The organism is Bdellovibrio sp. GT3, assembly GCF_037996765.1.
Taxonomy (GTDB): Bacteria; Bdellovibrionota; Bdellovibrionia; order Bdellovibrionales; family Bdellovibrionaceae; genus Bdellovibrio.
Map to the genome: position 1 here is coordinate 961,884 of NZ_JBBNAD010000004.1, position 14,392 is coordinate 976,275.

Genomic DNA, 14,392 nt, shown 5'->3' on the forward strand with positions numbered 1-14,392 from the left:
GAATAGGCGCTAAAAATATAGAGGTTTTCAATACTTAGCAAATGTGGTAGTCTCCCGCCCAATTATGCTTCAGACCAAAGTTCTTCACTATTTCGACCACAATGCGACCACTCCGGTGTGCGCAGAAGTGATTGCGGCGCTGCCTGAATTTGCAGCAGCCGGTGGCAATCCCAGCTCCATCCATTGGGGCGGAAGACAGCCTAAGAACTTAATCCGCGATGCGCGTAAAGCAATTTCAGAGGCCTTGCATATTTCCCCGCTGGAAATCATTTTCACCAGTGGTGGCAGTGAAGCGAACAACACTGTGATCAAAGGACTTTTTGATTACTATCACACAGCCCAGTTCCTGGCGCCGGAACAACGCCGTCGCACTCACTTCATGTGTTCTGCGGTGGAGCACCCAAGCATCATGAAAACCATGGCTCACCTGGAAGCTTTGGGTGCACGTGTAAGTTACATCCCGGTCAGTCGTGAAGGCGTGATCGATCTGAAGTTTTATGCAGAACACTTAAGTGAAGAAACTGCTTTGGTTTCTGTGATGTTTGCCAACAACGAAACCGGTACATTGTTTCCGATCAAGCAGATGGCCGAGATGGCTCACGCCAAAGGCGCTCTTTTTCACACGGATGCAGTTCAGGGATTTGGTAAAGCACCATTGAATTTTAAAGAGTTGAATGTCGATTTTGCGTCGATCTCAGGGCACAAGTTCTACTCTATCAAAGGCTCCGGCGTGCTTTATATGAAAAAAGGCATGTTTGTCAGTCCGTTGATTCACGGGGGTGGTCAGGAACGTCATCGTCGTGGTGGCACTGAGAACACTTTGGGTATTGCTTGTCTGGGGTTGATGGCACAACGTGCGCCACTGGTTCAGGATAAAGCGTTCGAAGTAAGTAAATTGCGCGATCACATGGAAGCTAGAATCTTAAACGAGATTTCTGATGTGACGATCACAGCCGTTGAGACTCCTCGCCTGGGTAATACCAGTTCTTTGGTTATCAAAGATGCGGATGGTGAGACGATGCTGATGTCCTTGGATATCAAGGGTTATGCAGTCAGTACTGGAGCGGCGTGCTCCAGCGGGAACCCGGAGCCAAGTCCGGTGTTGTTGGCGATGGGACTAAGTCGTCAAGAGGCGCAAAACAGTTTGCGTGTAAGTCTTGGTTGGGACACGACTTTGGAAGAAGTCGATGGATTTGTTGAAGCATTAAAAGCGGTCGTGACTCGTTTGCGATCCATTGAGCATGAAGAGGGAGAGACATATCATGTCTAAGGGAAGAGTTCTTGTTGCTATGAGCGGAGGCGTGGACAGTTCAGCCGCGGCTGCGCTGTTAGTGGAACAGGGCTATGAAGTTATTGGGGCAACGATGCAAGTCTGGGACTACTCGACTTGCGATATCGAAGAGGGCAACGGCACTTGCTGTTCCTCCATCGACGTTGATGATGCCCGTTCTGTGGCGGACCGTCTGGGGATTCCGTTTTACGTTTTGAACTGCGAGGCGAAGTTCCGCGCAGCGGTTATTGATCCTTTCTTGAAAGCATACTTGGAAGGCCAGACGCCACTTCCATGTGTGAACTGCAATACCTATTTGAAATTTGATCATCTGGTTAAAAAGATGAAAGAGCTTGAGTGTGATTACCTGGCAACAGGTCATTACGCAAAAATCGTAACCGATGAAAACGGCAAGTCCGCGATTCATACTTCGACGGATGATTGGAAAGACCAAACGTACTTCCTGTTCACGATTGATCCGGAACTGGTTCCAAAACTTTTGTTCCCGATTGGTGACATGAAGAAACCTCAAGTGCGTGAGTACTCTGAGAAAATGGGATTGGTCACAGCTAAGAAAAAAGACTCGCAAGGTATTTGTTTTGTGGGTGGCATTGGTTATCAAAACTTTATCAAAGGCCAAGTTCCAAAAGCAGTTTTGGATTCTAAAAAAGGTCTGTTGAAACGTTATCCAGATGGCACGGTGATGGCTAAGCATGAAGGTATTCATAACTACACTTACGGTCAAAGTAAGGGTCTGGGTATGGATCATCATGAAAAGCTGTTCGTGATCAAAATCGATTCATCTGACAACACGGTATGGGTGGGTGACGAGAAGTACTTGTTTGCTCATGAAGTGGATGTCGTGGATCCTCACATGCTGGGTGATCTGCAAGACGGTGAGCTGATGAATGTGAAAATCCGTTATCAGCACAAGGGCTCTCCGGCCTTGGTTTATAAAACCGACAAAGGATTCAAGCTTAAATTCCAGGAACCGCAGCGTGCAGTGACTCCGGGTCAGGCAGCGGTGTTTTATCGCGAGCGCGAACTTGTAGGGGGCGGATGGATCACTCTCTAAAGTATCAGGTTCATACGTTTGGTTGTAAGGTGAACACTTACGACGCGGGTTTGATTCAAAAGAATCTGAACTCCAATGGTTTTGCGCCGGTGATTCGCGGTGAAAAAGACGCGCGCATTCACGTGCTGAATACGTGCGCGGTGACTGCAGAGGCGACGAAAGAAGCTGTTCGCTACATTCGTCGTTTGAAGGTTAAAGATCCATTTTGCACGATCGTGGTGACGGGTTGTGCGGCTCAGGTGGATACGGGTTCGTTCTCGAATCTTCCGGGTGCTGATTTGGTTGTGGCAAACTCCCATAAAGGTAATTTGCCAGAGCTTTTAAATAAGCACTTCAAAGGCGAGCTGACCGAGAAGGTCTTCAAGTCCAATATCTTCAAAAAAGAAGACCTGGAAATGGGTGGTGGAATTGAAAAACACCACACGCGCACGTTCCTGAAAATTCAGGATGGCTGTAACAGCTTCTGCACTTACTGCATTATTCCTTATGCTCGCGGTAAATCGCGTTCAATTTCGATTGCGAATCTGGTTCAGCGTATCAATGATCTTTACGCGGAAGGTTCCCGCGAAGTCGTGCTGACCGGTGTGCATATCGGCGACTACGAAGACGAGATCAATGGCAAGACCATGGTGATGGAAGACCTGATCGAAAATCTTTTGGTCAGAACTAAAATGCCGCGTTTCCGTTTGTCCTCTTTGGAGCCGGTGGAAGTGTCAGAGCGCTTGTTGGATCTTTATTCTGATTCACGCCTTTGCCCGCATTTCCATATGAGCATTCAAAGTGCGAACACCGACGTGCTTCATCACATGAAGCGCAAATACACTCAGGACGATGTTCGTAAATCTTTGCTTGCGATTGAAAAACGCGTTCCAAACTCCTTTGTGGGGATGGACGTGATCACGGGTTTCCCAACAGAAACCAAAGAGCAGTTTGAAGACACAGCCAAGTGCTTGTCTGAGCTTCCTTGGACGAAGTTGCACGTTTTCCCATACAGTGAGCGCCAGGGCACCAGAGCTGCGGCTATGGACGTTTCCGTTTACCCGCACGTACGTGCGGAGCGTGCAGCGGTTTTACGTGAACTTAGCATTGCCCGTTACACGGAGCAGGCGAATCGCCAGATTGGAACCACAAAAAGGGTTCTGGTTTTGAAAAATGCCGCAAAAGGTGGTCAGGGTCTAAGTCATGACTACTGGCCAGTGGATATCGCAGGGGCGGAAAGCTTCCTTGCTCACTGGGCGGGTCAGGAAGTCGAAGTTAAAATCACAGGCTATGATCATTCCAATAAATCTCACATGGAAGGTCATTTGATCGGTGAGGTGTTGTCATGAATTCACTAGAACAACGCCTGGGGTATAAGTTTAAGAATATGTCCTTGCTGGCCCGTGCACTGACGCACAAAAGCTATGCAAATGAATTAAAGAATCACACCGAGCACAACGAGAAATTGGAATTTCTGGGGGATGCTGTTCTGGATTTGGTCGTCGGGGAGTTTTTGTACGAAAAATACCCGCAGGACAATGAAGGAGGCCTTTCCAAGAAACGTGCTTCCATTGTGAACGAAGAGGTTTTGTTTGAACTCGCTCGCGATATGGAGCTGAACAAAATTCTTCAACTGGGTAAAGGGGAGGCGCAAACCGGTGGCGCATTAAAACCCCGCTTGCTGGCCTCTTCGTTGGAAGCGGTGGTCGGGGCGATTTACCTGGATGGCGGCTTCGCCGCGGCTCAAACATTCATCCGCAAGGAGTTCTTGCCACTTTGTGACAAGACCTGCGCGAATGAGGATTTTGAGCGGGATTATAAAACCCGTCTGCAGGAGCTGGTGCAAAAGGCGATGAAAGAAACGCCCAAGTACGAAGTGCTCTCTGAAGAAGGTCCACCCCATGATCGACAGTTCGTGGTGTGCGTGAAAGTTAAAGAAGAAATCTGGTCCAAGGGGCGCGGACGCAGTAAAAAAAATGCCGAGCAAGATGCGGCGAAAAGCGCTTTAGATGCAAAGTTTAAGGAGACGAATTAGTTATGAGTTATAAAGCAGGGTTCTTGGGATTAATCGGGCAGCCAAATGCCGGGAAGAGCACATTGATGAACTTCCTTGTCGATGAAAAGGTGTCGATCGTATCTGCCAAGCCGCAGACCACTCGTCGTCGTATTTTGGGTATGTGGACCAGCGAAGCTGGTCAGGTCGTGTTTGTTGATGCTCCGGGTTTGATTAAAGCCGAAAAAGGTTTGAATGCATTCCTGGCAAAAGAAGCGGAAGAGGTTATCAGAAATTCGGATGCTCTTCTTGCGGTGGTCAGTGTTGATGAAGCAAAAGCGGATGATGCTGAAAAGATCATCAATCTTGTTGCTGCAGCTAAAAAGCCTTGGATTGGTGTGGTTACCAAAACTGACATCGAAGACAAAGCACATCGTGTTTTAATTCTAAAAAAGATGATCGAGGAAAAAGGTGGCAAAGCCATTTCTGTTTCCGCAAAAACTTACAAAGGCGATCTTGAAGAGCGCGAAGCGATTCTGATTGAGTGTCTGGATATTTTGCCAGCATCTCCGGCACCTTTGTATGATTCCGAGATTTTCACCAACGAAAACGTTCGTGATATGGCTTGTGAAATCATTCGTGAAAGATGTTTCGAAAACCTTCATCAGGAAGTTCCGTACCAAATCGCGGTGCGTATCATAAAATTTGATGAGACTGGAACTTTGCCAAAAATCTACGCTGAGATCCTGGTCGGACGCGAAAGCCAAAAAGCGATCGTTATCGGCAAGGGCGCTACCGTTATCAAACAAATCGGTATGGAAGCTCGCAAAGAAATTGAAAAATTGATGGACCAAAAAGTTTTCCTGGATTTGAAAGTTCAGGCGAAACCAGAGTGGTTTGATAACAAGCGCATCATGAAGGAGTTGGGTTATGTCAATGAATCAGAAGACTGAGTTTGCCCCGAAGGTGGCGATTATCGGTCGTCCCAACGTCGGTAAATCCACTTTATTTAATATTATTACTGAATCACGTAAGGCTGTGGTTAAAAACCAGGCCGGCGTTACTCGCGATATCATGATTGAACCCGTGGATATCTGGGGTAAGCAATTCGATTTGATCGACACTGGCGGTATTACTGAAGCCGGTGACTTGTTTTCCAAATTGATCAAAGAGCAGGTTTCTGAATTCCTGCACTCTGTGGATTACATCATTGCGGTGATGGATGGTCGTGCTGGTTTGATTCCAGAGGATCGCGACATCATCCGCGTGGCCAAGCAAACAGGGAAACCATTCTTGTTGGTTATCAACAAGGTGGACAGTGCTCAAGATGAAGAAATGGCGAAAACGGATTTCTATGAATTCGGTGTCGACATCGTTTCTGCTGCTTTTGAGCAGCGTCGTGGTATCGGTCAGATCCTTGAGTGGGTTGTTGATCAAATTCCGGAACAGGAATTTACTTACGACAAGGGCATGAAGATCGCGATCGTTGGTAAACCGAACGTTGGCAAGAGCTCCATCTGTAATCGTATCCTGGGTGTGAACCGCATGTTGGTTTCTGACGTTGCGGGCACGACTATCGATGCGGTAGATTCACCATTCGTTTATAACGATAAGAACTACACTTTGGTGGACACAGCGGGTTTGCGTAAATCCCGTCGTCGTGAAGAGGATCTTGAGATCATCTCTGCGTTTAAATCCCAAGAGTCTATCCGTCGTGCTGATTTGATTTTGTTGATGGTTGACGGGACGCAAGGTCCCACAGATCAGGACGCGCGTATTATGCAATCCATTCTGGAAGACCATAAGGGCGTGATCGTCGTTGCCAATAAATCAGATATCGGTGGTGCTGAAATCCCTGAATACCGCAAAACATTCCGTGAGCAATGTGAACGCGTATTCCATTTCTTCACTGACGTGAATATTGTATTTACCAGTGCGAAATCAGGTCAGGGTATCGATGACTTGTTTGAGATGATCGAGAAGGTCTCCGAACAAATTAACTTCCGTATCCCAACTCGCGAGATGAATGATTTCTTCTTCGAGACGATCCGTAAGACTCCGGCTCCGGTTTGGGGAACGACGAACGTGAAGTTCTATTACGTCACTCAAACTTACCAAAGACCTCCGGCATTTATCGCATTTGCGAATCATCCGGATGGCGTGACAAATTCATATCGCCGCTTCTTGATTAAACATATCAAAGAGAAATGGGATCTTCACGGATTGCCAATTCGTATCTTCTGTATGAAATCCCGCCGTGGTGCGAACATCGAGGAATAATGCTTAAGCGCGGCTCGTGGAGAACACGTTTTGGATTTTACCTTTTGGCTGTGGGCTCTGCCTGCGGCCTGGGTAATCTGTGGCGTTTTCCCTACGTGGTTGGCGAAAATGGAGGCGGTGCCTTCATTTTGCTTTATGTGTTTTTGTCCCTGGCGGTCGGAGCACCCATGTTGATTGCGGAATTGATGCTGGGTAAAAACACCCGCCGTTCCGTACTTGTGGCAACTGATATGATGGGGCAAAAGACCAATCGGATCTTCCGCTGGGTCGGGCGCATGGCCGTGATCGTCAGTGTTATTGTGTTCTCCTATTATGCGGTGATCAGTGGCTGGGTTTTGCATTTCATAACTCAGTTTTTCGTATCCTTGTTTCTGGATACGGAAGGCGCCACCAATAAAACCAATCTGGCAGCGTTGATGTCCAATGGCTGGTTGCAGGTGATGTTGGCTAGCGCCCATATTTTGATCACGGTTGTCGTGGTTTTAAAGGGCGTGCAAGAGGGACTGGAAAAGTGGATCAGCTATATGATGCCACTGTTTGCAGTTCTGGTTGCGGTGTTGCTGTTCAAATCATTCTCTTTGCCATCAACACCTGAAGTGATGCGCTTCCTGTTTTATCCGGACTTTTCAAAGCTTACTTTGTCTTCTTTGGGACATGCCATGGGGCACGTGTTTTTCACATTGTCCGTGGGTTTTGGAACGATGGTGACGTTTGGTTCATATCTTCGTGAGGAAGACCATGTACCAACGGCAGGCTTTCGTGTTGCCCTGGTGGACACAGTGATTTCATTGTTGGCCGTGGTGATGATCTTCCCAGTGGCGTTTCAGGCCTCCAATGTCCCTTTGACAGATCCTGCATTGATGTTTGAAGTACTGCCCAGATACCTTTTGGGTATTCCAGGCGGGACGCTGTTTGGATTGGTATTCTTTGTTTGTCTTTATCTGGCGGCCCTGAATGCCAGTATTGGTTTGTTGGAAGTTGTGGTTTCCAACGTGGTCGATCGTTATAAAAAAATCGAACGTACCAAAGCGACTTGGTTTTCCGGGGCGGCAGCCTTGACCTTGGCGATCTTGCCGGCACTGTCCAGTTCAGTCTTAAATACAGTTCGTATTTCCGGGCACTCGTTGATTGAGTCGTTGGATTCCCTGTTGATCAATTGGCTATTGCCATTGGTGGCGCTGGGTATCCTGATCGTGTTTTATCGGGGCACGTCCGCGAAAGAAAAAGAAATCAGTTTTATCGACCGCGATAAATTCGTCAGTTATTCGATGTATTCACATTGGATTATGATTTTGAAGTGGGTGGCACCCGCAGTGATAGTAATTGGTTATACACTGCAGGTCATTGCCTGGTTCCAGGAACTCTAATTAGAAATTCATTCCCAGAATAAATAAGAAGTCATAGAAGTCACCGGAAAGATTTTTTTCCAGTTTGTACGAGCTATCCACGATGGTTTTGCTTTCGTCAGAGAAGTTCACATAGTGGTAAGCGGCTTGCAAACCCAGATAGGCTTTTTTGCGCATCAACGGAATTTCCACACCGGCGCCGATATCAAATCCCATTGTTGAGTCACGGCTGTAGGAATCGATGCCGGAAATCGTGTAGGTGCGATAGAACTGTCCAAAACCGCCCAGAAGGTAAGGATTTAAATCTGCCAAACCTCGGGTTACGTTTTGCGTGTTCATATAATATTTCAAGTCAAAGTTGATCGAAGTGATCGATACATTTCCTGTATATGTGGGACCGGGATTGCCGCCGCCGTCTAGGGTGCCAAATTTGACTGCATGGTCGCCAGTTTGAAAACCCAGGGTCATCGCCAGACTCAGGTCAAAAAAGTAGCTTAGATACAAGCCAAATGAAGGCGCCGCAGAATACTGATCAGCGAAGTTGCCGGTAAAACCGCGATAGCCACCAGCAAGACCCACAGTCAGAAAGCGCCCGTTGCGGAAAAAGTTAACGTCAGCTTCCTCATCAGAATCTTCATCGAATTCAGAATAGTCAGAGAATGGGTCAAAGGCCTCATCCGGATCGGATTGAGCAATCAAAAGATGTTTTTGATCTGAGCTTTGAGCTTGGGCATTGGAAGTCAAAGACAACCCTGCCACAAGCAATAATGCCAGAAGGCCAGAATGTAGAATATTTCCGGTGGTTTTCACAGTTCCCCCTGATTGTATTATCGAGTGAAACTGTCAAAAACTTCAGGGAAAATTAGCAAATTGACCCAATGAGTGTACCAGTGTCTCAAAGTGAAACACGGGGTATGTCTAGAGCGGTTCAGCCAGTGCTTTTTCGATGGCTTCCACGACTTTGTCAGAGGAAGGTTTGGTAATCGAAGTCCAGCGTTCAATAACCTGACCCTTGCGATTCACCAGGAATTTTTCAAAATTCCAGCTCACATCCTTAAAAATCAAACCGGGTTTTTGCTCCGTCAGGAATTGATAAACAGGTTGCTTGTCCTTGCCAGTGACCGGTGCCTTATCAAAAAATGGAAACGTACAACCGTACTCTTTCTTGGCAAAAGATTGAACCTCGGTGTTGTCTCCCTTTTCCTGTTTAAAATCATTGGAAGGAAAGGCCAATACAACAAATCCACGATCCGCATATTTTTTGTAAAGCGTCTCAAGATCCTTCAGTTGCGGAGTAAAACCACACTGCGAAGCCGTATTCACCACCAAAACAACTTTTCCACGATAACTGGAAAAATGAATCTTCTTCCCAGAAATATCATTCGCCGAAAGCTCATAAAAACTCTGCAGCTTAACCTCAGAAGATGACTTTTCTTCAGCGTACCCTAACGAAGAAACAAAAAGAGCGACCAAAACAAAACCCATTCCAAGATGTCTAAGCATATTCAGCTCCCGCATACCCCCAAGGCTAAGTCCGAAGACCCCGAAAAACAACTCCAATGAAGCACCCTCCAACTTGAAAGTGCCTCAAAAACCAGCACTTAGTAGGCGAAAGAACCAAAGAGCAGACTGTGCAGCGACCTCCGTGGGCGCATGGATGCGCGAACCCGCCTGCAAGGCGGGCCACGGTGAGCCCGGATGGCGTGTCGCGGAACAGTCTGCTCTTTGGTTCTTTCGCCGCAACCCCGTGCTTGTTAGCGAAGCCCATTTTCAAATGGCGCGGTGCGAATCTTTGACTTGGGAGCTTGATGAATTTCTAATTAATTTGAATATCTTAGCTAGGTTTTGGGGTGTTAGATGGAACTGCGCAGTCCCATAGTTATTGTTTCGGCATTTGGCAGAGGTCATTGGCTGGCTGCGGCCCTTTCACGCGAGGGCATCAAGACGACGCTTCTTGATGTTTCCTCCAAACTTGGTGTGTGGCCTTCTGAAGATTTGGAAGGACCATTTGGTTTTTTCCGAAACGAACGTATCAATGAATCCCAAATGGAAAGACTGTATTCCGATGATTCCTTCGAAGAGTTGCACAATGGTTTTACCATCTGGCTTCCTGAAGGACCGTTAGAGTGCAAGGGGCCTTTGACTAAATTCAAAGTTGATAAGTCATTTCTCAGCCCACAAGTGAAAGAAGTTCTGCTGTCAACTGCCAATGAGAAACTGCAAAGATCCATCAGCCGCAACGTCTCCTCATTCAATTTTGATCAAAGCTGGCTTTTGCATTTTGCGCATCAGTTGGCGGGAACAACCTTTAAGCCGAATGCTTTGGCGGCGACAGAGGGTGAAGCACTGCCGTTGTTTTCTTCGTTCCTTGTTCGTCAGGCCACGCGTGATGGTTTGGAAAAATCATTTGCGTGGTTGCGTGACAAAGGTGTGGATGTCATCAAGCCGCAAAAAATTGTCGATGCCTCTTTTGGGCCCGGCAAGACCGTCACGGGTTTGGAGATCGCTGGTGAGAATCAGGGTTTGCTAAAACTTGAGCAAGTGGTGTGGATGCTTTCCAGTGAAGAAACTTATTTCTTAAATGAACGTCTGGGGAAATATTTTTTCACAGAGGGTCCTCTGGAGTCCGAGTGGTGCTGGGTGCGTTACCGGGTCTCATTGCAGTCCTGCACAGAACGGGACTCTTTGCCGTTGCATACAGTTTTACTGGATGACGTAAATTCACCGTGGACACACGAGAATATGATGGTCCTGCAAAGAACCTCCTCCGCAGAGCAGTTCGATGTGTGGATGCGAATCCCCACGGTTCAGCGTTTCAATAAGGAATATCTGACCAATCGCAGTTTGCGTATGAAAGAGATTCTTTTGCGAAGAATGTCTTTGGCGCAACCGGAAGTTTTAAGTTTCCCGCAGGAATATTATTATACCTACGCCCAACTTGGTGCTCCACGTTTCCCGGTTTTTTCTGCAAAACAGAACTCACGCCGCGGAAGAGTGGCCTATGGGAATCTTCATCTTGATGGACCTGAAGTCTGGCCTCATTTCGCCTGGACGGCAATATTCTCCCGTTCTGAGTTGTCTTTGATGCATATCCAGAACTGGTGGAAAGAAAAACTGCTTAAAGAACAAAAAGAAAGACGAAAGGAAGCCGGTCAGTGATCGATAGATATACTCGCCCTGAAATGGGCCTTATTTGGGATGCAGATCAAAGATTTGGCAAGATGATGCAGGTTGAAGTGACCGTGGCGCAAGTGCAGGCGCAGTTGGGGTTGATTCCCAAAGTGGCGGCTAAGGCGATCACACAAAAAGCGCGCTTCAATGTAAAACGCATCAATGAAATTGAAAAAGAAACCAAGCACGACGTGATTGCCTTTGTCAGTAACGTTGCGGAAAATGTGGGTCCTCATGGAAAGTATGTCCACTTTGGGATGACTTCTTCGGATGTGTTGGACACCGCTTTCAGCTTGCAGGTTCGCGAGGCCGGACAGGTTCTGATGGCTTCTTTAAGCCGTTTGGAAAAATCCTTGTACCAGCTGGTGGTAAAACATGCGGAAACGTTGTGCGCAGGGCGCACTCACGGCATGTTTGCTGAACCCACGACTTTTGGTTTTAAAATGGCGGGATTTCTGACCGAGCTTCGTCGCAACAAAAAGCGTGTCAAAGAAGCTCTGGATAACATGAACATCTGCAAATTGAGCGGGGCTGTCGGAACCTATTCCAGTCAGTCGCCAAAGGTTGAAGCCTTGGTGGCTCGTAAGTTGAAATTGAAACCGGAACCCATCGCGACTCAGGTCATTCCCCGTGATCGTCATGCGGAAATGATTCTGGCTTTGGCAATGGTGGGTACAGGACTTGAAAGATTGGCTGTGGAGCTTCGTCATTTGCAGCGCAGTGATGTGGGGGAAGTGACAGAAGGTTTCACCAAAGGACAAAAAGGTTCTTCAGCGATGCCGCACAAGAAAAACCCCATCAGTGCGGAAAACATCACAGGTCTTTCGCGTTTGTTGCGTGGTTATGCGGTTTCTTCCATGGAGAACGTGGCGTTATGGCATGAGCGTGACATCAGTCATTCGTCAGTGGAGCGCGTGGTGTTTCCGGATGCTTTCATTGTTGCAGACTATGCTGTGCACCGTATGAGCGTCTTGCTGGATGGTTTGGAAGTTAATAAAAAACGCATGCTCGACAACATCGAAAGCTCGCAAGGGCAATTGTACAGCTCTCATGTTTTGTTGGCCCTGGTGGCTAAAGGCATGCGCCGTGAAGATGCCTATGTGTTGGTGCAGCGTCTTTGTCATTCCCTGGGTTTCGGTGAGCACTTGAAGGACAAGTTGATTACCAATGACGAAGCCCGCGAGTTGTTGAAGCCAAAGGAGATCGAAGAGATCTTCACTGGCAAGAAGCATAAGAAGTCCATCAAAGATATCGTGAAAAGAGTGAAAGCAAAATGACACGTTGGAATTTTATTCAAGAAGGTGACATTATCGACGTGGTGGCTCCGGGGTATCCGGTGCAACTTCCTGAAGTGGATGGTGCTCGTGATTTTCTACTGCGCTGGAAACTGCAGCCGCGCATTCCCAAGAATATTATTAAACCCCATTTTCTTCATGCCCACGAAGATGAAATGCGTTTTGCGTTTTTGAAGTCGGCGATTGAATCCAAGGATTCCCGGGTGATTTGGTGTTTGCGTGGCGGTTACGGCAGCAACCGTTTGTTGCCGATGCTGGCAAAACTTAAAAAGCCCAAAGAGGCAAAGTTGTTGATTGGTATCAGTGATATTACTTCCCTTCACACTTTTCTGATTCAAGAGTGGGGCTGGAGTACGCTGCATGCGCCATTGTTGGATCGCCTGGGGCGTGGTTTGGTTTCCCCTAAGCACGAAAAAGAATTGCATAAAATTCTTTTCGGCCAGGAAAAGAACATTGAGTTCAAAAAACTGAAGCCGTTGAATGATCAGGCACGTAACATAAAACTTCTAAAATCCCGCATTGTCGGTGGCAATCTTTCCGTGTTGCAAACCACTTTGGGAACTCCTTGGCAAATTGATGCCAGAAATTCCCTGTTGTTTTTGGAAGATGCGGGAGAGCGTGGCTACCGCATTGATAAAATGCTTGAGCATATGCGCCAGGCAGGGGCGTTGAAGCAATGCCGTGGTTTGATCCTGGGGGATTTTATCGGCGGTAAAGAGCCGGGAACGGATTCAGATAATTTTAAAAAGGTATTTAAACGTTGGTCGGAAGATCTTGATATCCCTGTGTTCCAGGGGTTGGAAGCCGGCCACGATGTTGTTCAGAGACCAGTTCCTTTCAACACTTCATGCGTTTTGCAACAGCAAAGCGGCAAGGTGCTGCTCTCAATTGATACAGGAGGAAAAGTATAATGAAATTTTCAGTTCTGGAAAAGAATCTGATCGCTAAACTTGAAGATCGAATTCGTGACACCACTCCCGGTGTAATGGTGCGCGCGTATCAGGGCGGTCGAATTATTTGTGACGTGGCTGTGGGGAATACCTATGCGTACTACGATTTGGCGAGTGTGACGAAGGTCATTTTCACTCAGCAAGCGATGATGTATGCATTTGAATTGGGTAAGTGGAATTTTGATAGCAAGGTTGTGGATTTTCTTCCGTGGTTTCAATCTCCGGATACAAAGATCACCGAGCTTTTGACTCATAGTTCGGGACTTCCTTGGTGGATGCCTTTCTATCAGGAAATCAATATGAATCAGTCTTTGGATAAGCGTCGCGAACAGCTGCGTGAGATTATCAAAGGTCTGAAAATTGAAAAATCAGAAACGGCTGTATATTCCGATGTCGGCTTTATGGTTTTGGGCTTTATCCTTGAAGTTATTTTTGAAAAACCTCTTTACGATGTCTGGGTGGATATTAAGAATAAATTCTACGCTGGTACGACGTTGGAGTTTCACCCGAATAACGTTTCCACAACCCGCCCTTCTTTGTTCGCACCTACTGAGGAATGCCCGGTTCGTAAGAAATTGGTTCAGGGAGAGGTTCATGATTTGAATTGCTGGTCTTTGGGTGGGGTCTCCACTCATGCGGGACTCTTTGGTAGCATTGATGATCTTGGCTGGTACTCGCTTCATTTGCGTTCTCAGCTTTTGGGGATTGCTCGCTATAGCATTCGCCAGAAAACGGCCCAACTGTTTGCAAAGCGCGCTTTGCCTGAGGGTAAGGGTGACTGGGCCATGGGTTACATGATGCCGACGCCGGGATCCGCAAGTTGCGGCAGTTATTTCTCTTTGGATTCCATTGGGCATACCGGATTCACCGGAACTTCTATTTGGTATGATCCAAAATTGGATATGAGTGTGAACGTCCTGTCGAACCGGGTTTTGTATGGCTCTGACAACAAGGCCTTTGCAAAATTGCGTTCGGAGATTCACAATTGGATTGTAGAAAATTATCGCCGTAGCGGAGTCTAAGGCAGGAGAGA

Annotated in this window: 13 protein-coding genes; 11 read left to right on the top strand and 2 right to left on the bottom strand. The window is 47.2% G+C overall.

Annotation, left to right across the window (positions count from 1 at the left end):
* Positions 1-64: 64 nt before the first annotated feature.
* From AAAA73_RS06270 to AAAA73_RS06300, 7 genes are read left to right on the top strand one after another with little or no spacing between them, the layout of a single operon-like run.
* Positions 65-1,270, top strand: coding sequence for a cysteine desulfurase family protein (locus AAAA73_RS06270; protein ID WP_340597334.1), 1,206 nt, complete (start codon positions 65-67; stop codon positions 1,268-1,270).
* Positions 1,263-2,345, top strand: a complete 1,083-nt coding sequence (gene mnmA / locus AAAA73_RS06275; RefSeq protein WP_340597335.1) for a tRNA 2-thiouridine(34) synthase MnmA — start codon at positions 1,263-1,265, stop codon at positions 2,343-2,345. The genes AAAA73_RS06270 and mnmA overlap by 8 nt, the downstream gene beginning before the upstream one ends.
* Positions 2,330-3,673, top strand: a complete 1,344-nt coding sequence (gene mtaB / locus AAAA73_RS06280; RefSeq protein ID WP_340597336.1) for a tRNA (N(6)-L-threonylcarbamoyladenosine(37)-C(2))-methylthiotransferase MtaB — start codon at positions 2,330-2,332, stop codon at positions 3,671-3,673. Before mnmA ends, mtaB begins: the two co-directional genes overlap by 16 nt.
* The gene (gene rnc, locus AAAA73_RS06285) at positions 3,670-4,359 is read left to right on the top strand and encodes a ribonuclease III (RefSeq protein ID WP_340597337.1); all 690 of its coding nucleotides are present in this window, start codon (positions 3,670-3,672) and stop codon (positions 4,357-4,359) included. The genes mtaB and rnc overlap by 4 nt, the downstream gene beginning before the upstream one ends.
* Positions 4,360-4,361: 2 nt before the next feature.
* On the top strand, positions 4,362-5,270 hold the full coding sequence (gene era / locus AAAA73_RS06290) for a GTPase Era (RefSeq protein ID WP_340597338.1): 909 nt from the start codon (positions 4,362-4,364) through the stop codon (positions 5,268-5,270).
* A complete protein-coding gene (der, locus tag AAAA73_RS06295; RefSeq protein WP_340597340.1) occupies positions 5,248-6,597 on the top strand; it encodes a ribosome biogenesis GTPase Der in 1,350 nt (449 codons plus the stop codon). The genes era and der overlap by 23 nt, the downstream gene beginning before the upstream one ends.
* A complete protein-coding gene (locus AAAA73_RS06300) occupies positions 6,597-7,964 on the top strand; it encodes a sodium-dependent transporter (RefSeq protein WP_340597341.1) in 1,368 nt (455 codons plus the stop codon). Before der ends, AAAA73_RS06300 begins: the two co-directional genes overlap by 1 nt.
* Here AAAA73_RS06300 and AAAA73_RS06305 read toward each other — a convergent pair whose 3' ends face one another.
* Entirely contained in the window at positions 7,965-8,753 is a 789-nt protein-coding gene (locus AAAA73_RS06305) for an outer membrane beta-barrel protein (RefSeq protein ID WP_340597342.1), read from the bottom strand.
* Positions 8,754-8,861: 108 nt separating this feature from the next.
* On the bottom strand, positions 8,862-9,446 hold the full coding sequence (locus AAAA73_RS06310) for a glutathione peroxidase (RefSeq protein WP_340597343.1): 585 nt from the start codon (positions 9,444-9,446) through the stop codon (positions 8,862-8,864).
* Positions 9,447-9,800: 354 nt separating this feature from the next.
* Between AAAA73_RS06310 and AAAA73_RS06315 the strand changes: the two genes are divergently transcribed.
* Genes AAAA73_RS06315 through AAAA73_RS06330 form a run of 4 tightly spaced genes read left to right on the top strand, consistent with a single transcriptional unit; the run spans position 9,801 to position 14,381 of the window.
* Positions 9,801-11,102 (top strand): hypothetical protein, encoded by a 1,302-nt coding sequence (locus AAAA73_RS06315; RefSeq protein ID WP_340597344.1) that lies wholly within the window; start codon positions 9,801-9,803, stop codon positions 11,100-11,102.
* On the top strand, positions 11,099-12,391 hold the full coding sequence (gene purB / locus AAAA73_RS06320) for an adenylosuccinate lyase (protein ID WP_340597345.1): 1,293 nt from the start codon (positions 11,099-11,101) through the stop codon (positions 12,389-12,391). The genes AAAA73_RS06315 and purB overlap by 4 nt, the downstream gene beginning before the upstream one ends.
* Positions 12,388-13,320: a S66 peptidase family protein gene (locus AAAA73_RS06325; protein WP_340597346.1), complete on the top strand. Its 933-nt coding sequence runs from the start codon at positions 12,388-12,390 to the stop codon at positions 13,318-13,320. The genes purB and AAAA73_RS06325 overlap by 4 nt, the downstream gene beginning before the upstream one ends.
* A complete protein-coding gene (locus AAAA73_RS06330; protein WP_340597347.1) occupies positions 13,320-14,381 on the top strand; it encodes a serine hydrolase domain-containing protein in 1,062 nt (353 codons plus the stop codon). Before AAAA73_RS06325 ends, AAAA73_RS06330 begins: the two co-directional genes overlap by 1 nt.
* Positions 14,382-14,392 lie beyond the last annotated feature (11 nt).

What these genes read in the sequence shown, in the direction of transcription:
- AAAA73_RS06270 (WP_340597334.1), top strand. Translation starts at nt 65, where the DNA reads ATGCTTCAGACCAAAGTTCTTCACTATTTCGACCACAATGCGACCACT.
- mnmA (WP_340597335.1), top strand. Translation starts at nt 1,263, where the DNA reads ATGTCTAAGGGAAGAGTTCTTGTTGCTATGAGCGGAGGCGTGGACAGT.
- mtaB (WP_340597336.1), top strand. Translation starts at nt 2,330, where the DNA reads ATGGATCACTCTCTAAAGTATCAGGTTCATACGTTTGGTTGTAAGGTG.
- rnc (WP_340597337.1), top strand. Translation starts at nt 3,670, where the DNA reads ATGAATTCACTAGAACAACGCCTGGGGTATAAGTTTAAGAATATGTCC.
- era (WP_340597338.1), top strand. Translation starts at nt 4,362, where the DNA reads ATGAGTTATAAAGCAGGGTTCTTGGGATTAATCGGGCAGCCAAATGCC.
- der (WP_340597340.1), top strand. Translation starts at nt 5,248, where the DNA reads ATGTCAATGAATCAGAAGACTGAGTTTGCCCCGAAGGTGGCGATTATC.
- AAAA73_RS06300 (WP_340597341.1), top strand. Translation starts at nt 6,597, where the DNA reads ATGCTTAAGCGCGGCTCGTGGAGAACACGTTTTGGATTTTACCTTTTG.
- AAAA73_RS06310 (WP_340597343.1), bottom strand. Translation starts at nt 9,446, where the DNA reads ATGCTTAGACATCTTGGAATGGGTTTTGTTTTGGTCGCTCTTTTTGTT.
- AAAA73_RS06315 (WP_340597344.1), top strand. Translation starts at nt 9,801, where the DNA reads ATGGAACTGCGCAGTCCCATAGTTATTGTTTCGGCATTTGGCAGAGGT.
- AAAA73_RS06325 (WP_340597346.1), top strand. Translation starts at nt 12,388, where the DNA reads ATGACACGTTGGAATTTTATTCAAGAAGGTGACATTATCGACGTGGTG.
- AAAA73_RS06330 (WP_340597347.1), top strand. Translation starts at nt 13,320, where the DNA reads ATGAAATTTTCAGTTCTGGAAAAGAATCTGATCGCTAAACTTGAAGAT.